The following is a 19828-nucleotide window of genomic DNA, read 5'->3' as shown; positions in this document are numbered from 1 at the left end:
ACGAACCCCGGTTTCCGCCGGAGCCGTGACCTCTCCGTGATCTACTGGTGAACCCAAAACCTTACCGACAAGTAACTTACCGGCGACCGGCCCAGGGTGGGGGCGTGCCCGTGTCGCCGTCCATCGGACCTGCAAGGAATCAGACGTGAATCTTTCAAGACGCCACTTCCTGGGGGCCGCGGGAACGGCTGCCGCCACTACCCTGGCCGCCGGCAGCACCTTCCGGCCGGCCTCAGCCGCACCGCCCGCGCTTCCCGCGCCCGGTGACTCAGGCATTGAACACATCATCGTGGTGATGATGGAAAACCGTTCCTTTGACCACTTCCTGGGCTGGATGCCCGGGGCAGACGGGAAGCAGTCCGGGCTTAGCTACACCGACCGCTACGGCATCCCGCACTCCACCTACCACCTGGCCGATTTCCAAGGCTGCGGGCACCCGGACCCGGACCACTCCTACGAGGGCGGCCGGATCCAGTACAACAACGGCAAGAACGACGGCTGGCTGCGGGCCGGCGAAAACGACGAGTTCGCCGTGGGTTACTACGGCGAAGCCGATCTGGACTTCTGGCGCCAGGCAGGCCCGGACTGGACCGTCTGCGACCGCTACTTCGCCGCCACCATGGCCGAAACCTACCCGAACCGCTTCTACCAGCATGCTGCGGCCACGGACCGGATCCACAACTCCTCCGCCACCTCAGCCCTGCCCACCATCTGGGATCGGCTGGCCGCGGCGGGTATTCCGGGCAAGTACTACTACGGCGACATCCCGTTCACGGCACTCTGGGGAACCAAGTACCAAGGCATCTCCCGCCCCTACGCGGAGTTCCTCGCTGACTGCTCCGCCGGGGCCCTGCCGGCCGTTTCCTTCGTGGATCCGCGGTTCACCGACGAGGGCTCCGGAACCTCCGGAGACGACCATCCCCATGCCGACATCCGTTCCGGCGAAACATTCCTCGCCGAGGTCTACAACGCGGTCACGTCCGGTCCGGGCTGGGCCAACACCATGCTGGTGGTCAACTACGACGAGTGGGGCGGCTTTTATGACCACGTGCCGCCCACCACGGCGCCGGACAGCAGCCCCGAAACAGCGCTCCGCGGTTTCCGGGTTCCGTCCCTGGTGGTCTCACCCCGGGCACGGCGCCGGTATGTGGCCCACGACGTCTACGACCACACCTCGGTCCTGAAGGCCATCGAATGGCGCTGGAGCCTGGCTCCCCTGACCCCGCGCGACCACGCGGCCCGCAACATCGCCGAAGTCCTGGATTTTGGCACCCCCGCGAACCTGGCTGCGCCCACCTACTTGGTCCCGCCCTTCGTGGCCGGCCCCGCCTGCACCCCGGTGGGTCCGCCCCCGGCCGAGGAATGGTCCGGCCTGAAAGAAAAAGCACTCGCTGACGGATGGAAGCTCCCGTGAAAATGAAACTCCGCACCGCCTTGGCCGCCATGGCCGTGCTTGCTGCCGCCATCGGTGGAACTGCGGCCACCCTCAACCCGGCCGCCGCCACCAGCGCCCCCACCGCTTCGACACCAAGCCAGGGCTACCTGCCCGGAGCCAACCACGTCTTCGTCATCAACCTCGAAAACAAGGGCTACGACGAAACCTGGGGCCCGGCGTCGGCCGCTCCATATCTTTCGCAGACCCTGCGCAGCCAGGGCGTCCTGCTGAACCAGTATTACGGCACGGCGCACAACTCCCAGCCCAACTATGTGGCGCAGATTTCCGGCCAGGGATCCAACCCGCAGATGCAGGCCGACTGCCAGACCTACACCCCGTTCGTCGGCAGCGGCACTGCCAGCCCGGGCCAGGCAGTCGGCGACGGCTGCGTGTTCCCGGCCAGCGTTCCCACCGTGGCCGTGCAGCTCAAAGACGCCGGGAAATCGTGGAAGGGGTACATGGAGGACATGGGCACCCCTTGCCGGCACCCCGCGCTGGGCGCCGTCGATGACACCCAGAAAGCCAAGGTGGGCGACCAGTACGCCGCCCGCCACAACCCGTTCGTCTACTTTGCCGGGATCACCGGCTCACCGGACTGCGCCACGAACGACGTCGACCTCTCCGCCTTGCAGACAGACCTCGCCTCGGCTGCCACAACGCCCAACCTGTCCATGATCACGCCCAACCTCTGCCACGACGGACACGATTCCCCCTGCGTGGACGGGCAGCCCGGCGGACTGGCCAGCGCTGACGCCTGGCTCAAGCAATGGGTTCCGGTCATCACCAGCTCCCCGGCATTTAAGCAGGACGGCGTCCTGGTGATCACCTTCGATGAGTCAGACGGGCCGCAGTCCGACGCCAGCGCCTGCTGCGGCGAAGGTCCCGGACCAAACGCCGCGCTGCCCGGCATCACCGGGATGGGCGGCGGCAGGGTGGGCGCCCTGGTGCTGTCCCCCTTCACCAAGGGCGGCACCTGGTCCACCACGCCGTACAACCACTACAGCCTGCTGGCCAGCATCGAGGATACCTTCGGCCTGCCCTACCTGGGTTACGCCGGGACGCCCGGGCTGAACCGGTTTGGGCTGGACGTGTACAACGCAGGCGTCTGAGCCTGGCCGGGCTGCACGCCTGCCTCGAATGGACCCGGCAACGGACGGCATGGAACCGTTTGCCGGGTCCATTGCTGTTCCGCGGCTGATGCGTTATGGCGGTGTTAGGAAAGGGTGGCCGCGGGGCGCATAGTTAGGAGATGACAAGCCCTTACACCCGCGGCGATTCCTTCAGCAGTGAGGCTTCCCGGAAGCACATCAGGCAGGCGCTCACGGACTACGGGGCAACGGACATCATGTTCACCCAGCGAGGGGACCGGAGCGCGGTGGCGTTCCGGGGCGCCGGACGGCAATTCCGGATTGTCATGCCGTTGCTGCAGTCAGATGGCGCCCTGGCCATTCGCGGGGACATCGCGGACAGCCGGGTCCACGAAGCCAACGCGAAAGTCCTCGAACGGGCCAACCGCAAATCCTGGCGAGCCCTGGCCATGTCGATCGACGGCAAGCTCGGCGCGGCGGCCGCGGGAATTGCGACCCTTGAATCGGAATTCCTTGCCCATGTGGTCCTCCCCGGAAACCAAACAGTGTTCGACGAAGTCGAATCCGTCATTGATTCCGCCTACCGGTCCGGCCGGCGTCCTTCATTCGGCGATCCGGATCCCGCTCCGCGCCCTGCGGACCCGCTGTTGGGCGTAGACTCAAAATATCTCGGGACATCGTGACAGGACATCCGTTGCCCCGGAAATGAGCCTGATTCTCCAGCAGCCTTCACCGGCCGCCGGCGCCCGCCGTACCGAGTAACTTCGACGCCGGCGCGGCAAGGAATCGGTACAACGAGGGTGGCCGCAAGTGATTCACGGGCCAGACCGGCATAACCCGTTGCCCTCCCCTGCAGGCGATCCGGTCCCGGGTCCCCTGCGCAGCCACCTCCGGCCCGCGTCCCGGGATCCGGCAGTGCATCCTTAGAAGGCTGGTAGACCACCATGACCACCATTCAAGACTCTGCCGTACGCGCCGACTCGGCGTTATCGGTCAGCGGAGTCCTCGCATCCGCGTTGCCCCACGACCTGGGCACTGCCCAAGGCCCCACGCGGTATACCGTGCCGGCTGTCTTTTCCCGCCGGCCCCAGCCCCGCGAGGTCGATCTGCTGCACGGGGCCGGTACCCGACAGCGCCTGGCCGATGCCGGGTACAGCGACGTGGAGCTGAGGGTCTCGGACCGCCGCCTCCTGATCAGCAACACCAACCTGGTTGACCTCAAGGCGGGGTTGGCCCGTCTCGTGGGCATGATCCTGCGTGATATCTCGAACCAGGCGGCCCAGGAACGTACTGACCACAGCAACGAGCTGGATGCGCTGGGCCTGGTCGAGGAAGAGCGCCTCGGATCCCTTCGCAGGGCCGCCGCTGAGATCCACTTCGACTAAGCCTTACTGCCCCGTGCCGGTTGCGTCCACCGCGGCCGGCACCATGGCATCCCGGGCGTGGCAGCGTCCTCCCCCACCACGAAAGGCACCCCATGACAGACATCCGTATTCGAGACCAGTGGAACCGGCTTCCCGGCCCGGTGACGCAGTGGTTGCTGGCCAACCCCGGCTGCATGATCCTTCCGCGGACAATTTCCGCGGAAATCAGTGCGGCCACGGGCCAAGGCACCAACGACGATGCCCACGGCGAGACCACGCTTTGCCAGCAGGACGTGGATTTCATTCGCATGAAATCCCATGAGGCCGAGCCCGGCCAACCGGACCCGGACTACAAATTCTTCGACTCCGTCCAGCCCTAGCCACGCTTCTGGACGGCCTGCGGTTCAGACAGTGGCCAGGGCGCCCGGCGCACTTTCAACCAGGACATGGGTTCCGGCCTCAACGTAAACCACCTCACCGTCGATCTGGCAGGGGACAGCCTCCCGGGTTGAGAAGGCGTAGCTGCTGACGCTCGGCTGATGCCCCAGCCCAAGGGTCACGGCGCGGAGCGTCATCAATGCCATTTTCACCAGCCCGGCGTGCGGCAGCGTCACCACCTCGAACCGGCCATCGTCCGGGTGGTGGGACTCACTGACGGTCCCGTACTTTGCCATGCGCGAAATGTTGGCCAGGATCAGGCTGTCGAACCGAGCTGTGGCCCCGTCGTCCCGCACAAGCTCAAAAGGCTTAAGTCCCGAGAGGGTGCGGGCAACGGAGATGAGCTCCAGGATTTTTCCTTTGCCGCCCTGTTCGATGCCGATGGCCATCAAGGGAGTCAGTCCGAACCCGACGTATGAGTGTGCGTACAGGACCCGCTCCCCATCCCTGGTGCTGAACGTGATCCGCAACAGGTCGATCCGCCGGACCCGGCCCGCCGACACGGCTTCCCGGAGGGTCCGCACCGGCATGCTCCGGTAGTGGTCGTTGGCGTTTCCCGCAGGAAGGACGGTGCAGACGGCCGTGCTGGCGGGCACGTCCATCACGCCGTTGACCACCTCGTTGTACCCGCCGTCCCCGCTGACCGAAACGATGAGCGGCGTGCCGCGGCCCGCTTCGGTCCGCGCAAGCTCACGGGCGTGCCCCGCGTAGTCCGTGGGCAGCAGGTCGACGCGCAGGCCCGGCAGGTCCGTGGCCAAATCCCGCTGCAATTCTTCAAGCCGCTGGCCCATCCCGGGCCGGCCGGGGTTGAAAATCAGGACGGCACGGTCAAAAGGTGCGGTGGGTGCTCCGTCATCAGCCATGGCGTACGTGTTCTCCAGGTTCCTGGTGCGGGTGGCTCCAGCTTAACCCTAGGCGGGCTCCCGCCCAATCACCCCTGCAGCCGCTGCCGGTAGTTCCGGGGGGTCTCACCGGCGTCGTTGAGGAAGTGCCGGTTGAAGTTGGACAGGTTGGAAAAGCCCACCTCGTAGCAGATCTCGGACACGGGCTTGTCGCTGCGCTCAAGCAGGCGCCGGGCGTGGGCCAGGCGCAGCTTCCGGACCAGGTCACTGAAATTCTGCCCCGTTGCCCGCTTGAAGTACTTCGAAAACGTGGGCTCAGGCATGCCCACCAGCGCGGCGGCCTCGGACATCCGCACGCTGCCGGCGTGGTTGCTGAACACGTACTCCAGGACAAGGTCGACGACGGCGGCAGCCTGGCCGTCCAGCTGCGGCCTGAACCAGGCTTCTGCCAGGTAGCGGCGGTCGCCTTCCGGCGCCCCGGCCAGGAACGCGAACAATTCAAACAGGTGCTGCAGCCGCTGCAGGCCGGTGGTTGGGCCCATGCCTTCGATGGCCGCTGCTGCCGCCACTGCGGTCTGGCCCAGGAATTCGATGCCCCGCGCCGACTGCTCCAGCAGTGGCTTGACCTCCGCCAGTTCCGGGACCAGGGCCGAGGCTTGCTCCACCCACTTGCCGTCGAACTGGATCACCGCGTCCCGGTTCTCCAAAACTTCGCCCGGCTCCAGGTCGCTGACCCAGTCGTGCGGCAGGCCTGACCCCACGATCGACACGTGGCCGGCCTCAAACGTTCCGATGTGGTCGCCGACGATGAACTTTCCGGTGCCCTTCCGGATGAGGTGGATCTCGTACTCCGGGTGGTAGTTCCACCGCGCCAGCGGGCTGGGGTAGCTGTGCTGGTGCCAGCGTACCGAGTGGTTGGGATCCGGCGGGATCACCTCCCGGTTGGCCCGCATGCCGAGCAGCCTTTCGGCCAGCCGCGCGGTGGCTTCCTGCGCGGCATCCTCTGTGGCCATGGTGGTCTCCGTGCATCCGCTGGTTATGAATTCCGGACAGCGTTCGGGCCGCCCCTCCCAGCGTAGCGCGTGCTGCAGTGCGCCTCTGCGGAAAATAAGTATCAGAAATGGGCAACCAGGGCGCTAGTTGTGATGTATGTCCCACACCTAACCTTGAGGAACATCAGCACGGCGCACCGGGGATTCCGGTGGGTGGCCGCGCACCAGCCCGGCACCCCGGCGCAGCAATCCGGGTGCACCGGTCCTGCATCTTCCTGAAGAACAAAGGAGTCCTTTATGCGCCCGAAAACGCGCGCTGCCGTCCTCTCTGCCGGGGCACTCTGCATCGCCTTGAGCGCCACGGCCTGTGCGGGCGCCGGCGGAGGCAATTCCGCCGGCAACCCCAACAGCATCAATGTGCTGATGGTCAACAACCCCCAAATGGAGGACCTGCAGAAACTCACCGCAGACAACTTCACCAAGGAAACCGGCATCAACGTCAACTTCACGATCCTGCCGGAGAACGATGTCCGCGCCAAGATCAGCCAGGAATTCTCCAGCCAGGCCGGCCAGTACGACGTCGCGTCGCTGTCCAACTACGAAATCCCGTTCTACTCCGCCAATGGCTGGCTGGCACCCCTGGACAGTGTTGCCAAGGACCCCGGCTTCGACCAGGCGGACATTCTCCCCGCCTATACGGCCTCACTCACCGGCGCGGACGGCAAGCTTTACGGCGAACCGTTCTACGGCGAATCATCCTTCCTGATGTACCGCAAGGACATCCTCGAGGCCAAGGGCCTCACCATGCCGGACAAACCCACCTGGGACCAGGTGGCGGACATCGCGGCGAAAGTGGACGGCGCAGCACCGGGGATGAAGGGCATTTGCCTCCGTGGCCAGCCCGGCTGGGGACAGGTCTTCGCGCCCCTGACCACCGTGGTGAACACCTTCGGGGGAACCTGGTTCGACAAGGACTGGAACGCCCGGGTCAACAGCCCGGAGTTCACGGCAGCCACCGAGTTCTACACCAACCTGGTCCGCCAGCACGGCGAAGCGGGAGCCGCGCAGGCTGGCTTCACTGAGTGCCTGAACAACATGAGCCAGGGCAAGACGGCCATGTGGTACGACGCAACCTCCGCAGCAGGCGCCCTCGAAGCCGACGCTTCCCCCGTCAAGGGCAAGATCGGGTACGCCCAGGCCCCCGTCAAGGAAACTAAGTCCTCCGGCTGGCTGTGGACCTGGTCCTGGGCCGAGCAGGCTGCATCCAAGAAGCAGGACGCCGCCGGGAAGTTCATCGCCTGGGCCAGTTCCAAGGAATACGAACAACTCGTGGCATCCAAGCTCGGCTGGGCGAAGGTTCCGTCCGGCAAACGCATTTCCACCTACCAGAATGCCGAATTCCAGAAGGCAGCCCCGTTCTTCCAGGCCGAACGCTTTGCCATTGAGAACGCTGACCCCAAGAACCCGGGCACCCAGCGGCGGCCCGCCGTCGGAATCCAGTTTGTGGGCATCCCCGAGTTTGCGGCCCTGGGCACCAATGTCTCCCAGGGCGTCAGTTCTGCCATCGCCGGGCAGGGCACGGTGGCTGAAGCTTTGGCCAAGGGCCAGGACGCTGCCCAAAAAATCGGCAACAAGTACAAGTAGCACCAACCAAACCGCAGGAGAATCCCATGACTACCGCAACGGCGCGTATCTCCCGACCGGGACATACCGCAGCCAGACCCGCACGAAGTGCCAAGTCGCGTGAACGCGCCATGGCCTGGGCACGGCGTGCGCCGCTGCTCCCGGCCCTGATCTTCCTTATCGTCGTCACCCAGCTCCCGTTCGTGGTGACCCTGTTCATCTCGTTCCTGAACTGGAACAGCCTGAGCCCCACCAAGACAGCCTTCGCCGGCCTGGAAAACTACGTCACGGTCCTCACCGACCCCGACCTCCGCCAGGCCATCTTCACCACCATCATCCTCACCGTCTCAGTGGTCCTGGCCAGCCTGCTCATCGGACTGGGCCTGGCGCTGCTGCTGGACAAGAAGTTCCTGGGCCGGGGCCTTGCACGAACCCTGCTGATTGCACCGTTCCTGGTGGTCCCCGTGGCCGCGGCCCTCATCTGGAAGCACGCCCTCCTTAACCCCGCCTACGGGCTGGTCAACGGGATCCTTACCTGGATCTGGTCGCTCTTCGGGAACACCACGCCGCCGCAGCTTGACCTGCTCTCCCAGGCGCCCCTGATGGCTGTCATCGTTTCGCTGGTCTGGCAGTGGACGCCGTTCATGATGCTCATCCTGCTCGCCGGCCTGCAGTCCCGGCCCATGGACACCGTGGAAGCGGCACAGATGGACGGCGCCACACCGTGGGCGATCTTCCGGCACCTGACCCTTCCGCACCTGCGCCAGTACCTGGAACTCGGCGGCCTGCTCGGCGCCATCTACATCGTGCAGAACTTCGACTCCGTGTTTACCCTCACCGCGGGCGGCCTGGGTACCGCAAACCTGCCCTACGCCATTTACCAGACGTTCTACTACGCCAATGAATACGGCCTGGCGTCCGCCGCCGGCGTCGTGGTGGTCATCGGCACCATCATCGTGGCCACTTTCGCACTCCGCACCGTCTTTTCGCTCTTCAAGAAGGAGGCAGCACGATGAGCACCCTTACTCCCGCCGCGCCCCAAAGCAGCACCCACGCCAGCCCGGGCAGCACGAGGGCACGCCGCGGCAAGACCCGGATGGACCCCACCCGCAACAACACCGCCGCCGGCATCGCTGCATGGCTGCTGGCCCTGCTCTTCGCCTCCCCGGTGGTGTGGATGATCCTGACCTCCTTCCACTCCGAGACGGACGCAGCCACCAATCCGCCGTCGATCGCGGCAAACCTGACACTGGACGCGTACCGGGAATTCTTCGGCGAAACCTCCGGCGTCAGCCCCTGGCCGTCCCTGATCAACTCCGCTGCCGCCTCCATCCTTTCCACGGTCCTCGTCCTGGTGCTGGCCATCCCGGCCGCCTACGCACTTTCCATCAGGCCGGTGAAGAAGTGGACCGACGTCATGTTCTTCTTCCTCTCCACCAAGATGATGCCCGTGGTGGCTGCGATCCTGCCGCTGTACCTTTTCGCGCGCACCATCGGCGCCCTGGACAACATCTGGTTCCTGATCCTGATGTACACGTCCATGAACCTGCCCATCGCGGTCTGGATGATGCGGTCCTTCCTCGCCGAAGTTCCGGAGGAAATGCTCGAGGCGGCCCAGATCGACGGCGCCAACCTCCTGCTCATCCTCCGCAAGGTCATCGCCCCGGTGGCGATGCCGGGCATCGCCGCCACCGCCTTGATCTGCTTCATCTTCAGCTGGAACGAGCTGCTCCTCGCCCGCGTCCTCACCGGCGTGGTGGCAGGCACCGCACCGGTCTTCCTCACCGGCTTCGTCTCCGGCCAGGGCCTCTTCCTCGCGAAGGTCTGCGCGGCCGCCGTCGTCATTTCCCTGCCGGTGCTTTTCGCCGGCTTCGCCGCCCAGGACAAACTCGTCCAGGGCCTCTCCCTGGGCGCCGTCAAGTAATGTGCCCGCCACTTTCGAAAGGAACATCCCGATGACCACCACCGCCCAGTCCCCCGCCCCCACCGCCGGCCTGCCCGCAACCATGCGTGCCAACATCCTGAAGGGCCAGGGCGACATGGCCATGGCAACCCTGCCGCTCCCGCAGCTCGACGCGGACCAGGTCCTGGTGCAGGTCGCCGCCGTCGGCGTCTGCGGGAGCGACGTCCACTATTACGAGCACGGCCGGATCGGCCCGTACGTGGTGGACCACCCGCTGATCCTTGGCCACGAGCTCTCCGGCCGGATCGCCGCCGTCGGGAGCGCCGTTGACCCGGCCCGCATCGGCCAACGGGTCGCCGTCGAGCCCCAGCGGCCGTGCCGCAAATGCAGGCAGTGCAAGGCCGGCCGCTACAACCTCTGCCCCGACATCGAGTTCTACGCCACCCCGCCGATCGACGGCGCGTTCGCGGAATACGTAACCATCCAGTCCGACTTTGCCTACGACATCCCGGACAGCGTCAGCGATGAAGCAGCAGCCCTGATCGAACCGCTCTCCGTGGGCCTGTGGGCGTGCGAGCGGGCGGAGATCAGGCCCGGCAGCCGGGTCCTGATCGCCGGCGCCGGCCCCATCGGCATCATCGCGGCCCAGGCAGCGCGGGCGTTCGGTGCAACCGAAATCTACATTTCCGACATCGCCGAGGACCGGCTGGCCTTTGCCCTGGAGCATGGGGCAACCCACGCCCTGAACGCCAGGACTGACAGCGCCGAAGGGCTCGACGTCGATGCGTTCATCGATGCGTCCGGTGCACCTCAGGCGGTCCGTTCAGGAATCAAGGCCGTCGCCCCCGCCGGCAGGGTCATCCTTGTGGGGCTGGGGGCCGACGACGTCGAACTTCCCGTCTCCTACATCCAGAACCGCGAAATCTGGCTTTCCGGGGTCTTCCGCTACACCAATACCTGGCCGCTCGCCGTCCAACTGCTCGCCGACGGCAAGGTGGACCTGGACGTCCTGGTGACGGGAAAGTTCGCCCTGTCCGAATCTGAAGAGGCGCTGAAGGCAGGCAAGCAGGCCGGACAGCTCAAGGCAGTGGTTTATCCCGGCCGCTGACCACGGCACCACACCCCCACCAACACCCTGCAAGGAAGCAGCATGCCAACACCCTCCAACGCAACGGATTTCGCGGCCGGCGGTCCGCGGGTCACCGTGATCGGCGAGTCACTGGTAGATATCATCGATGACCCGCGGCGGGGGTCCGCCGGGCGCCACGCCCATCCCGGCGGCAGCCCCCTGAACGTTGCGGTGGGAACCGCACGGCTGGGCCTTGCGACAAGCCTGGTGACGCATTACGACGACGACGCCTACGGGCTGCTGGTCGATCAGCATCTCCGGTCCAACGGCGTCGCGCCGGTCCGGGGCGGCACTGCGCCCACCTCTACGGCAACGGCAACACTCGGCGACGACGGCGCGGCAACGTATGCCTTCCAAGTCTCCTGGGACATTAACGGCGCGTCACTTCCCGCCCTTGCGGCAGTGGAAGCGTCCACGCACGTGCACACAGGCTCCATCGCGACGCTGCTTCCGCCGGGCAGCCACGCCACGCTTGCCCTGGTGGAAGCGGCCCAGAGGAGTGCCACCGTCAGCTACGACCCTAATTGCCGCCCGGGTATCAGCCCCGGCGTTGCCTCGGCCCGGCGGCAGGCTGAGGATTTCGTGGCCGCGAGCGACGTCGTGAAGGCAAGCGACGAGGACCTGCGCTGGCTTTATCCGGAGCGGACTCCCGACGAGTCGCTGGCGGCCTGGCTGGAGCTCGGGCCCGCATTGGTAGCCCTGACCCGCGGCGCGCAGGGGCCCGTGCTCCTGACCAGGCAGGGCCGGGTGGAACTGCAGGGCGAACCTGTTGACGTGGCAGACACGGTCGGGGCGGGCGACTCCTTCATGGCCGCCCTGATCGCCGGCCTGTCGCAGTTGGATCTCCTGGGAGCCGGGGCAAGACCCCGCCTGGCGGCCCTTGCTCCCGGTGACCTGCACGTCCTGGCGGCCTACGCAAACAGGGCCGCGGCCATCACCTGTTCCCGCCCCGGCGCCGACCCGCCCGGCAGGGCGGAGCTGGGGACGGCATCGCCTGACGCGGACGCCTGCTTGCGGACCCAGCCGCGTCGCATCAGGCGTGCAGGCTAGCAGGCGGCAGGCGGCCGCTCCGCGCCGGGCATGAAAAAGCCGGACACAGGCCAAGACGTGCGATAGCTTGGCAAGCAGTCACAACAACTTTCGACACCAGGCAGGCACGCATGGACGCGGACGTCATCATCATCGGCGGTGGCCTGGCCGGGCTGGTGGCCAGCAACGAGCTGGTCCGCGCCGGCAAACGCGTGGCCATGGTGGAGCAGGAAAACGCCGCCAACCTGGGCGGCCAGGCGTTCTGGTCGCTGGGCGGCCTGTTCCTGGTGGACACCCCCATGCAGCGCCGGCTGCGCGTAAAAGATTCCTTCGAGCTGGCGTGGCAGGACTGGCAGGGCTCGGCGCAATGGGACCGGCTGCACGGCCCGCACCCGGAGGACGAGTGGGCCGCGCAGTGGGGCCGGGCGTATGTGGAGTTCGCCGCAGGTGAGAAACGCTCCTGGCTGCAGGAGCAGGGCGTCCGGTTCACGCCGCTGGTGGGCTGGGCCGAGCGCGGGGACGGCAGGGCCGGCGGCCACGGCAACTCGGTCCCGCGCTTCCATGTCCCGTGGGGCACCGGTACGGGGGTGTCGGAACCATTCGCGGACAAGGCGCGCGAGGCTGCCGCGGCAGGCAGCGTCACGTTCTACTTCCGGCACCGGGTGGATGGTCTAAGCTACGACGGCGGCACGGTCACCGGGGTGCACGGCGCCGTGCTGGCACCTGATGCGTCGCCGCGTGGGATGTCCTCCAACCGGGACATTGTTGGGGACTTTGAGCTTCGGGCGCAGACGGTGGTGATCGCTTCCGGCGGGATCGGCGGCAACCATGAGAAGGTGCGGCGCTGGTGGCCGGACCGGCTGGGAACACCGCCGCGCAGGATGGTCACCGGCGTTCCGCAGCACGTGGACGGGCGGATGCTGGACATCGCCGACCAGTCCGGGGTGCGGCTGGTGAACCGGGACCGGATGTGGCATTACACCGAGGGGATCCAGAACTGGAACCCCATCTGGCCGGACCACGCCATCCGGATCCTGCCGGGCCCCTCCTCCATGTGGTTCGACGCGCTGGGCCGGCGGCTCCCCTCCCCCGGCCTGCCCGGGTACGACACCCTGGGCACCCTCCGCTTCCTCCGGACCACACCGGACATCCAGCAGTACAGCCATTCCTGGTTCATCCTCAACCAGCGGATCATCGAAAAGGAGTTCGCCCTCTCCGGCTCCGAACAGAACCCGGACATCACCAACCGGGATCTCAAGCTCCTGCTAAAGACCCGGCTGCGCCGAGGCGCCGCCGGCCCCATCGAGGCCTTCAAGGAGCGCGGCGCGGATTTCATTGTGGCGGATACCCTGGCGGACCTGGTCCGCGGGATGAACGCACTGACGGACCAGCCGCTGCTGGATGAAGGGCAAATATCGCGGCAGATCGAGGAGCGCGACGCCGAAATACGGAACCCCTATTCCAAGGACGCCCAGCTAACGGGCATCCGCAACAGCCGCCGTTTCCTGGGCGACAGGCTGTTCCGTACTGTCAGGCCGCACCGGATCCTGGACCCCGCCGCAGGTCCGCTCATCGCCGTGCGCCTGCATGTGGTCACGCGCAAAACGCTGGGCGGGATCCAGACCAACCTCTCCGGCCAGGCACTGGACCGCGACGGCGATCCCATTCCCGGGCTCTATGCTGCCGGCGAGGCCGCCGGCTTCGGCGGCGGCGGCGCCCACGGGTACAACGCGCTCGAAGGCACCTTCCTGGGCGGCTGCATCTTCACCGGCCTGACCGTGGGACGGTCCCTGGCGCAAGCGTTGTAAGCCGCGCCCGCACCAGCCGGAATTCGGGCAGCGCCTCCCATTCGGGCGGGAGGGTGTTGCGCTTCCCGTCCGGCCGGAATCCCTGCTTCAGGTAGAAGGCCAAGGCTCGGGGGTTGTCCTCGAGCACCCACAGGTACGTGGGGCGGGGCCGACGGCGGCGCTCACCAGTGCTGCCCCCAGGCCAGTCCCATAGGTCCGCCGGAGTGTGTAGATCGAGTACAGTTCCAGCGCTTCAGGGGCGTCATCCTCGCGTCCGGGACCGGCGTCCGCGTAGCCCACCAGCTGGCCGGAGGCGTCGAACGCAAGGATGCGCGGCTCCTCGGTGTCCAGGAAAGCCCGCCGCCGTTCCACCCGTTCCGGGATGGCCGCCCTGCGCCGCTGGAAAAAATCCGGCGACAGCAGGTGCGGGTAGCACTCCTCGTGAGCCTGCGTCTGCATGAGCACCACCGCTTCGGCATCCCCCGGCGTGGCCTGGCGAAGTTGAAAGTCCATGGCGCCAGCCTAGCCAGCGGACCGGGCACTTCGCGGTACTTAATCCCGGTGCACTTAAGATGAGGCATGGACTTCGAAGGCGTGCTGTTGACGGCGGTGGGGGCGGCACTGATCCTGCTGATGATCGCCGACGTCTTCCACACCCTGCTTTATCCGCATGGTTCAGGACCGGTGGGCCGGACCATCATGCGCGGGTTCTGGCTCCTGTCCAGGAAACTCAGGGGCGGTGCCTCCTCCGTCGCCGCGCCGCTGGCCATGGCTGCGGTCATCGCCGCCTGGGCCACCCTGGCCGCGGTGGGTTGGGCGCTGCTGTACCTTCCGCATTTGCCCGCCGGCTTCTCCTACTCCAACGACATCCCCCGCCAGGCCGACTTCGCCGAGGCGCTGTACATCTCGCTGGTGGCACTCTCCACGGCGGGATTTGGCGAGATCGTTGCCGTCCATCCGATACTTCGGCTGGTGATGGCCTTCCAGGCGGTGGCCGGTTTTGGCCTGCTCACGGCCACGGTTTCCTGGATCCTGCAGACCTACCCGGCACTGAGCCGGCGCCGCGCCCTGGCCCACCAGCTGAACCTGTTCCGGGAAGCGGCCGGCCCCACCGGCATCGCCTCCCTGGAAGCCCGCCACGCGGCGGCACTCCTGGAGTCAATGGCCGAAAACGTGGCGTCCGTCAGCATCGACCTCCTGTCGTTCCACGAAACATACTACTTCCACGAGGTGGAACAGCGGGGATCGCTGCCGGCCACCCTCGCCTATGCCCACCAGTTGGCGTCAGAAGCCCAGGACAGCGACAACACCGAACTTCGGTTTGCGGGTCGGATGCTCTACGCGGCCCTGGAGGACCTGGCAGGCGTGCTGCGCGGGAAGTTCGGCCATGTGGGAGACACGTCCTCCGACGTGTTCGACCACTACGAGCTCCACCACCGGCACCGGCGGCCCCCGGCTCCGCGAAGCTGACGTCCACTTGCTAGGGTCTGCGTATGGCCTCCCACTTCCACTCCATGGACGACGTCATCCACGAGCCTGAGCGCGTCCAGTTCGAGTTCTTCCTGGATGAGCACCGGGCAGGGCTCAACGCCTGCCTGGATGGGCTGACCGAGGAGCAGGCACGGCGGCGGCTGGTCCCGTCCCGCACCACGCTGCTGGGCCTGGTGAAGCATGCCACGTTCGTGGAGAAGGTCTGGTTCGATGAGGCCTTTACCGGCCGCCCGCGCCGCGAGATCGGCATCCCTGCCACGCCGGACGAGTCATTCATCCTGGATGCCGGCGACACCATCGCCTCCGTCCGGGCAGCCCACCGGGAGGCCTGCGCCGCGTCCCGGGCCGCGGCCGCTCCCCTTGGCCTGGATGACGTGGTAACCGGGAACAGGCGGGGACCCGTCCCGCTGCGCTGGCTGTACCTGCATATGCTCCGCGAACTGGCGCAGCACTGCGGCCACGCGGACATCCTGCGCGAACAGATCCTGGCGGGAGAAAGCACCGGCTGACGCGGCGTGGATCGGTGCTTCGTCCTTCGACCGGTTCGATCCCGCCCGCCATCTCCCTGCCACCACCCGCAGGTCGGCGCAGCCAGTCACGCCACCAGCCGCGCCACCAGCTCGCCCCGGCTGCCGACCCCCACCTTCCCGAAGACCGATTTCAGGTGGTCATGGACCGTGTGCGGTGAGATAAACAGGTGACGGGCGATTTCCGCCGTCGAGCTGCCCGTCAGCACCTCGAGGCACACATCGCGTTCCCGGGCTGTGACGCCGTACGCCATCAGCAGCAGGCTCGCGAGTTCGTGGGTGGTGGCCGGTTCAACGGTGACCACCATCTGCTGCGGGTCATCGCCGGTGATCAGCCGGCTGGCCTGCAGCACCACCCAGTTGTTCGCGGCGTCCCGCATCCGTGCCCGGGCTGTCCCGGAAACTGCCGCGTGGGCCTGCGCCACCACCGCATAGAGCGTCTGGCTGAACCGCCCCGGCGCCGCATCCTCCACGGCTGCGAGCCAGGAAGCGGCCGCGGGGGTAGCGGCGCGCAGGTCGCCGTGCAGGCCGGCCAGCACAATGACGGGCCCGACGGCGGCCGGTCCAGTGGCGCGCGCCACGCGGACCACGGCGCGGGTCGCCGCAGCCAGGGTGGCGGTGATGGCGGAGAGGAACTCCACCTCCCGGTCGGTGAAATCCCGGCCGGCTTCCCGGAAGATACTGCCCACTCCCCAGCACGCCTCGTCCACCCGGAACGCGGCGCGGAGCTCGTGTTCCAGGCCCAGCGGCCTGAGCAGGTCGTTGATCCGGACGCTGCCGGCCACCTCCCGGTGCGGCGCGTCCGAGATCCTGGCCACGGGCCGTGAACGCCGCAGCAGTTCCACGAAAGTGTTCGGCTCCCGGCCGGTGTACTCCGACTGGGCAAACCGCAGGAAGTACTCCTCGAACTGGTGGCTGGACACCGGCCATGGCTGCCAGTTGGAAATGGAGGTCATCGCCATCGAATCGGGGTCGACGCCGGCCCAGCAGCCCTGCTCGAACGGTACCTCCCGCTGCACGACGGCGAGCGCCGAGGCGTAGAGGTCTGCCAGGTCTATCCCGGCGGCGGCCATGGCCGCTATCTCCCGCCGGGCACGCTCCGCGCGCTCCTCCCACATACTTCCAGTATCGTCCCGGCGGCCAGTGCGGCAATCCCCTGGTTGGGGGGATTCCAGTGTGCCCAGAAACCCCCGGCGAGGGGATCGCAACGGTGCGTTCCGTCGTCGTACTTTCCCTGTAAGGATGCCGGGCACCGGGCCCGGCGTCCGGCACTCACGGGAGGCTCACATGGGACAGGCACGTGATGCCATGGACCGCCTGATGGCGGCCATGGACGCAAAGGACAGGGAAGCTTTGGCCGGCTGCTATGCCGAGGACGCGGTCATCCGCACCCCTGACCAGGCCGGCATCAGCGGCCGGACGGCGATTGCGGACTATTACTCACACTTCTGGGAGGCGATGCCTGACGTCAGGTACGAACGGACAGCCACGCATGAGGCCGGGGACGTGGCCATTGCCGAAGGCTTTGTGGTGGGCACGAACACCGGGCAGCTGGGCCTGCCCACCGGCGGTACGCTGCCGCCCACCGGAAGGCAGGTCAGGGTCAGGAGCTGCGATGTCACCGCGGTACAGGACGGCGTGGTCACATCGCACCATGCCTACTTCGACCAGCTGGAACTCCTGGGCCAGCTCGGGCTGCTGCCCGAACCGGCCCAGGGGTAGTGGCTAGGCGCTAGACGCCGGCAGTTGCGGCGACATCCGCCGTCTCCTCCGACGCGCCGGCGAGCCGGAGCCAGGTGTCCACCACGGTGTCCGGGTTCAGGGACACCGAATTGACGCCCTCCTTCACCAGCCACTCGGCGAAGTCAGCGTGGTCGCTGGGGCCCTGGCCGCAGATGCCCACGTACTTTCCGCGGGCCCGGCAGGCCTTGATGGCCATGCTGAGCAGCTTCTTCACGGCGGGGTCCCGCTCGTCGAAGCTGTTGGCAACGATGGCCGAGTCGCGGTCCAGGCCCAGGGTCAGCTGGGTCATGTCGTTGGAGCCGATGGAGAAGCCGTCGAAGTGTTCCAGGAACTCGTCGGCCAGCAGCGCGTTGGAGGGAAGCTCGCACATCATGATCACTTCAAGGCCGTTTTCGCCGCGGCGCAGGCCATTGTCGGCGAGCAGTTCGATGACGCCCTGCGCCTCGTCGAGGGTCCGTACAAACGGGATCATCAGTTTGACGTTGGTCAGGCCCATTTCATTGCGGACGAAGGACAGGGCCTCGCACTCGAGGTCGAAGCAGTCCCGGAAGGACGGCTCCAGGTAGCGGGACGCGCCGCGGAACCCGATCATCGGGTTCTCCTCGTGCGGCTCGTACGCCGGGCCGCCGATCAGGTTGGCGTACTCGTTGGACTTGAAGTCGGACATGCGCACGATCACCGGCTCCGGCGCGAAGGCCGCTGCAATTGTGGCCACGCCTTCGGCCAGCCGCTTGATGTAGTACTCGCGGGGGCTGTCGTAGGCGCTGATCCGCTGCCGGATTTCGGCGGCCACGTCCTCGGGCTGGCTGTCCAGGTTCAGCAGGGCCTTGGGGTGGATGCCGATCTGCCGGTTGATGATGAACTCGAGCCGGGCCAGGCCCACGCCGTGGTTGGGCAGCTGTGCGAAGGTGAACGCCTGCTCCGGCGTGCCCACGTTCATCATGACCTTCACCGGCGCCTCGGGCAGCTGGGTGATGCCGGTTTCCTCGACGCTGAAGTCCAGCAGGCCCTGGTAGATGGAGCCGGTCTCGCCGTCGGCGCAGGAGACCGTGACTTCCTGGCCGTCGGACAGGGTGTCCGTGGCGTTGCCGGTGCCCACGACGGCGGGAATCCCCAGTTCGCGGGCGATGATGGCGGCGTGGCAGGTACGGCCGCCGCGGTTGGTGACGATGGCGGAGGCTCGCTTCATGATGGGTTCCCAGTCGGGGTCCGTCATATCCGCCACCAGGACGTCGCCGGTCTGGAAGGAGGCCATCTGGTCGATGGAGGTGAGGATCCGGACCTTGCCGGCGCCGATCCGCTGGCCGATGGCACGGCCCTCCACCAGCACGGGACCGCTTTCGTTCAGGCGGAACCGGCTCATGCTGCCGGGGGCGCGGCGTGACTGCACGGTTTCCGGGCGTGCCTGCAGGATGTACAGGCCGCCGTCGGTCCCGTCCTTGCCCCACTCAATGTCCATGGGACGGCCGTAGTGCTTCTCAATGGCGACGGCGTGCCGTGCAAGCTGCTCCACGTCGTCGTCCGTCAGGCTGAAGCGTGCGCGCAGGGAGTCCTCGACGGGGACGAAATCGATGGTGCGGCCGATCTCGCTGCTGTTGGTGTACGTCATCTGCAGGGCCTTCTCGCCGAGGCCGCGCTTGAGGATCGCCGGGCGGCCGGCCTCCAGGGCGGGCTTGTAGACGTAGAACTCGTCCGGGTTCACGGCACCCTGCACCACGGCTTCGCCCAGCCCGTAGGAGGAGGTGACGAACACGGCGTCCTGGAAGCCGGACTCGGTGTCCATGGTGAACATGACACCGGACGCACCGACGTCGGAACGCACCATGCGCTGGATGCCGGCGGAGAGTGCCACCTCGGCGTGCTCGAACTTGTGGTGCACGCGGTAGGCGATGGCGCGGTCGTTGTAGAGGGAGGCGAAGACGTCCTTGATGGCCTGCAGGATGTTCTCGATCCCACGGACGTTCAGGAAGGTTTCCTGCTGCCCGGCGAAGGAGGCATCGGGGAGGTCCTCCGCGGTGGCGCTGGACCGTACGGCCCAGGACAGGTCGGCGGAGCCGGCGTGCTTGTCCACCAGCTGCTGGTACGCCTCGCGGACCTGCGCCTCGAAGTCCGGCAGGAAGGGGGTATCGCGGACCAGGGAGCGGATTTCCTGGCCGGCGGCGGCCAGGGCCGTCACGTCATCGGTGTCCAGACCCACCAGCCGGTCGGCAATCTTCTGGTCCAGGCCGGAATCGGACAGGAACCTGCGGTACGCGTCGGCCGTGGTGGCGAACCCGTCCGGAACCTGGACGCCGGCAGAGGTCAGGTTCTGCACCATCTCGCCCAGGGAGGCGTTCTTGCCGCCCACCTTGTCCAGGTCCTTGAGTCCGAGTTCAGAGAACCACAGAACGTCAGTCGTCATATTTACTGCTCCTTTGCAGAGGGTGGCGTAGGCATC

The 19828-nt window shown here is 66.9% G+C and carries 19 protein-coding genes; 14 read left to right on the top strand and 5 right to left on the bottom strand.

Going from position 1 to position 19828, the window contains the following annotated elements; all coding sequences use genetic code 11:
- The first annotated feature begins 145 nt into the window (after positions 1-145).
- From NIBR502770_RS02455 to NIBR502770_RS02435, 5 genes are all read left to right on the top strand, one after another.
- Positions 146-1414 (top strand): alkaline phosphatase family protein, encoded by a 1269-nt coding sequence (locus NIBR502770_RS02455; RefSeq protein WP_141180910.1) that lies wholly within the window; start codon positions 146-148, stop codon positions 1412-1414.
- A gap of 2 nt (positions 1415-1416) precedes the next feature.
- Positions 1417-2544, top strand: coding sequence for an alkaline phosphatase family protein (locus NIBR502770_RS02450; RefSeq protein ID WP_141183283.1), 1128 nt, complete (start codon positions 1417-1419; stop codon positions 2542-2544).
- A 140-nt stretch (positions 2545-2684) separates the two neighbouring features.
- The gene (locus tag NIBR502770_RS02445) at positions 2685-3206 is read left to right on the top strand and encodes a hypothetical protein (protein ID WP_141180909.1); all 522 of its coding nucleotides are present in this window, start codon (positions 2685-2687) and stop codon (positions 3204-3206) included.
- Between the two features lie 261 nt (positions 3207-3467).
- Positions 3468-3908 carry a hypothetical protein gene (locus tag NIBR502770_RS02440; RefSeq protein WP_246857369.1) on the top strand — a complete coding sequence of 147 codons (441 nt, stop codon included), beginning with the start codon at positions 3468-3470 and terminating at the stop codon, positions 3906-3908.
- 92 nt (positions 3909-4000) lie between these two features.
- Complete coding sequence (locus NIBR502770_RS02435; protein WP_141161340.1) at positions 4001-4267, top strand: hypothetical protein; 267 nt, start codon at positions 4001-4003, stop codon at positions 4265-4267.
- 24 nt (positions 4268-4291) lie between these two features.
- On the opposite strand, the gene NIBR502770_RS02430 is transcribed toward NIBR502770_RS02435, so the two are convergent.
- Both NIBR502770_RS02430 and NIBR502770_RS02425 read right to left on the bottom strand, forming a co-directional pair.
- Positions 4292-5188: a diacylglycerol kinase family protein gene (locus tag NIBR502770_RS02430; RefSeq protein ID WP_141180908.1), complete on the bottom strand. Its 897-nt coding sequence runs from the start codon at positions 5186-5188 to the stop codon at positions 4292-4294.
- A gap of 68 nt (positions 5189-5256) precedes the next feature.
- Positions 5257-6180, bottom strand: coding sequence for an AraC family transcriptional regulator (locus NIBR502770_RS02425; protein WP_141180907.1), 924 nt, complete (start codon positions 6178-6180; stop codon positions 5257-5259).
- A 276-nt stretch (positions 6181-6456) separates the two neighbouring features.
- Here NIBR502770_RS02425 and NIBR502770_RS02420 point away from each other — a divergent pair, with 276 nt between their 5' ends.
- The 6 genes from NIBR502770_RS02420 to NIBR502770_RS02395 all read left to right on the top strand — a co-directional run bounded on the left by NIBR502770_RS02420 (position 6457) and on the right by NIBR502770_RS02395 (position 13651).
- Positions 6457-7803 carry a sugar ABC transporter substrate-binding protein gene (locus NIBR502770_RS02420; protein ID WP_141180906.1) on the top strand — a complete coding sequence of 449 codons (1347 nt, stop codon included), beginning with the start codon at positions 6457-6459 and terminating at the stop codon, positions 7801-7803.
- 26 nt (positions 7804-7829) lie between these two features.
- Positions 7830-8798 carry a carbohydrate ABC transporter permease gene (locus NIBR502770_RS02415; protein ID WP_141180905.1) on the top strand — a complete coding sequence of 323 codons (969 nt, stop codon included), beginning with the start codon at positions 7830-7832 and terminating at the stop codon, positions 8796-8798.
- On the top strand, positions 8795-9706 hold the full coding sequence (locus NIBR502770_RS02410; protein WP_141180904.1) for a carbohydrate ABC transporter permease: 912 nt from the start codon (positions 8795-8797) through the stop codon (positions 9704-9706). The genes NIBR502770_RS02415 and NIBR502770_RS02410 overlap by 4 nt, the downstream gene beginning before the upstream one ends.
- A gap of 31 nt (positions 9707-9737) precedes the next feature.
- The gene (locus NIBR502770_RS02405) at positions 9738-10793 is read left to right on the top strand and encodes an NAD(P)-dependent alcohol dehydrogenase (protein WP_141180903.1); all 1056 of its coding nucleotides are present in this window, start codon (positions 9738-9740) and stop codon (positions 10791-10793) included.
- A gap of 42 nt (positions 10794-10835) precedes the next feature.
- Positions 10836-11864 carry a carbohydrate kinase gene (locus tag NIBR502770_RS02400; RefSeq protein WP_141180902.1) on the top strand — a complete coding sequence of 343 codons (1029 nt, stop codon included), beginning with the start codon at positions 10836-10838 and terminating at the stop codon, positions 11862-11864.
- A 110-nt stretch (positions 11865-11974) separates the two neighbouring features.
- The gene (locus tag NIBR502770_RS02395; protein WP_141180901.1) at positions 11975-13651 is read left to right on the top strand and encodes an FAD-binding dehydrogenase; all 1677 of its coding nucleotides are present in this window, start codon (positions 11975-11977) and stop codon (positions 13649-13651) included.
- Between the two features lie 87 nt (positions 13652-13738).
- On the opposite strand, the gene NIBR502770_RS02390 is transcribed toward NIBR502770_RS02395, so the two are convergent.
- Positions 13739-14143, bottom strand: coding sequence for a GNAT family N-acetyltransferase (locus tag NIBR502770_RS02390; RefSeq protein ID WP_246857368.1), 405 nt, complete (start codon positions 14141-14143; stop codon positions 13739-13741).
- A 66-nt stretch (positions 14144-14209) separates the two neighbouring features.
- On the opposite strand from NIBR502770_RS02390, the gene NIBR502770_RS02385 reads away from it, so the two are divergent.
- Complete coding sequence (locus NIBR502770_RS02385; protein WP_141157902.1) at positions 14210-15100, top strand: potassium channel family protein; 891 nt, start codon at positions 14210-14212, stop codon at positions 15098-15100.
- A gap of 23 nt (positions 15101-15123) precedes the next feature.
- Complete coding sequence (locus tag NIBR502770_RS02380) at positions 15124-15630, top strand: DinB family protein (protein WP_141157903.1); 507 nt, start codon at positions 15124-15126, stop codon at positions 15628-15630.
- Between the two features lie 86 nt (positions 15631-15716).
- Here NIBR502770_RS02380 and NIBR502770_RS02375 read toward each other — a convergent pair whose 3' ends face one another.
- Positions 15717-16766, bottom strand: a complete 1050-nt coding sequence (locus NIBR502770_RS02375; RefSeq protein WP_141180900.1) for a helix-turn-helix transcriptional regulator — start codon at positions 16764-16766, stop codon at positions 15717-15719.
- 169 nt (positions 16767-16935) lie between these two features.
- Between NIBR502770_RS02375 and NIBR502770_RS02370 the strand changes: the two genes are divergently transcribed.
- Entirely contained in the window at positions 16936-17370 is a 435-nt protein-coding gene (locus NIBR502770_RS02370) for a nuclear transport factor 2 family protein (protein ID WP_141180899.1), read from the top strand.
- 10 nt (positions 17371-17380) lie between these two features.
- Here NIBR502770_RS02370 and ppsA read toward each other — a convergent pair whose 3' ends face one another.
- On the bottom strand, positions 17381-19792 hold the full coding sequence (gene ppsA / locus NIBR502770_RS02365; RefSeq protein ID WP_141180898.1) for a phosphoenolpyruvate synthase: 2412 nt from the start codon (positions 19790-19792) through the stop codon (positions 17381-17383).
- Positions 19793-19828 lie beyond the last annotated feature (36 nt).

This window comes from Pseudarthrobacter sp. NIBRBAC000502770, from assembly GCF_006517815.1.
Classification (GTDB): Bacteria; Actinomycetota; Actinomycetes; order Actinomycetales; family Micrococcaceae; genus Arthrobacter; species Arthrobacter niigatensis.
The sequence above is the reverse complement of the archived record's forward strand: the minus strand, read 5'-3'. Positions and strand labels throughout refer to the sequence as shown.

Coding starts and splice junctions, on each gene's coding strand:
- NIBR502770_RS02450 (WP_141183283.1), top strand. CDS start 1,417: ATGAAACTCCGCACCGCCTTGGCCGCCATGGCCGTGCTTGCTGCCGCC.
- NIBR502770_RS02445 (WP_141180909.1), top strand. CDS start 2,685: ATGACAAGCCCTTACACCCGCGGCGATTCCTTCAGCAGTGAGGCTTCC.
- NIBR502770_RS02440 (WP_246857369.1), top strand. CDS start 3,468: ATGACCACCATTCAAGACTCTGCCGTACGCGCCGACTCGGCGTTATCG.
- NIBR502770_RS02435 (WP_141161340.1), top strand. CDS start 4,001: ATGACAGACATCCGTATTCGAGACCAGTGGAACCGGCTTCCCGGCCCG.
- NIBR502770_RS02430 (WP_141180908.1), bottom strand. CDS start 5,188: ATGGCTGATGACGGAGCACCCACCGCACCTTTTGACCGTGCCGTCCTG.
- NIBR502770_RS02425 (WP_141180907.1), bottom strand. CDS start 6,180: ATGGCCACAGAGGATGCCGCGCAGGAAGCCACCGCGCGGCTGGCCGAA.
- NIBR502770_RS02420 (WP_141180906.1), top strand. CDS start 6,457: ATGCGCCCGAAAACGCGCGCTGCCGTCCTCTCTGCCGGGGCACTCTGC.
- NIBR502770_RS02415 (WP_141180905.1), top strand. CDS start 7,830: ATGACTACCGCAACGGCGCGTATCTCCCGACCGGGACATACCGCAGCC.
- NIBR502770_RS02410 (WP_141180904.1), top strand. CDS start 8,795: ATGAGCACCCTTACTCCCGCCGCGCCCCAAAGCAGCACCCACGCCAGC.
- NIBR502770_RS02405 (WP_141180903.1), top strand. CDS start 9,738: ATGACCACCACCGCCCAGTCCCCCGCCCCCACCGCCGGCCTGCCCGCA.
- NIBR502770_RS02400 (WP_141180902.1), top strand. CDS start 10,836: ATGCCAACACCCTCCAACGCAACGGATTTCGCGGCCGGCGGTCCGCGG.
- NIBR502770_RS02395 (WP_141180901.1), top strand. CDS start 11,975: ATGGACGCGGACGTCATCATCATCGGCGGTGGCCTGGCCGGGCTGGTG.
- NIBR502770_RS02390 (WP_246857368.1), bottom strand. CDS start 14,143: ATGGACTTTCAACTTCGCCAGGCCACGCCGGGGGATGCCGAAGCGGTG.
- NIBR502770_RS02385 (WP_141157902.1), top strand. CDS start 14,210: ATGGACTTCGAAGGCGTGCTGTTGACGGCGGTGGGGGCGGCACTGATC.
- NIBR502770_RS02380 (WP_141157903.1), top strand. CDS start 15,124: ATGGCCTCCCACTTCCACTCCATGGACGACGTCATCCACGAGCCTGAG.
- NIBR502770_RS02375 (WP_141180900.1), bottom strand. CDS start 16,766: ATGTGGGAGGAGCGCGCGGAGCGTGCCCGGCGGGAGATAGCGGCCATG.
- NIBR502770_RS02370 (WP_141180899.1), top strand. CDS start 16,936: ATGGGACAGGCACGTGATGCCATGGACCGCCTGATGGCGGCCATGGAC.
- ppsA (WP_141180898.1), bottom strand. CDS start 19,792: ATGACGACTGACGTTCTGTGGTTCTCTGAACTCGGACTCAAGGACCTG.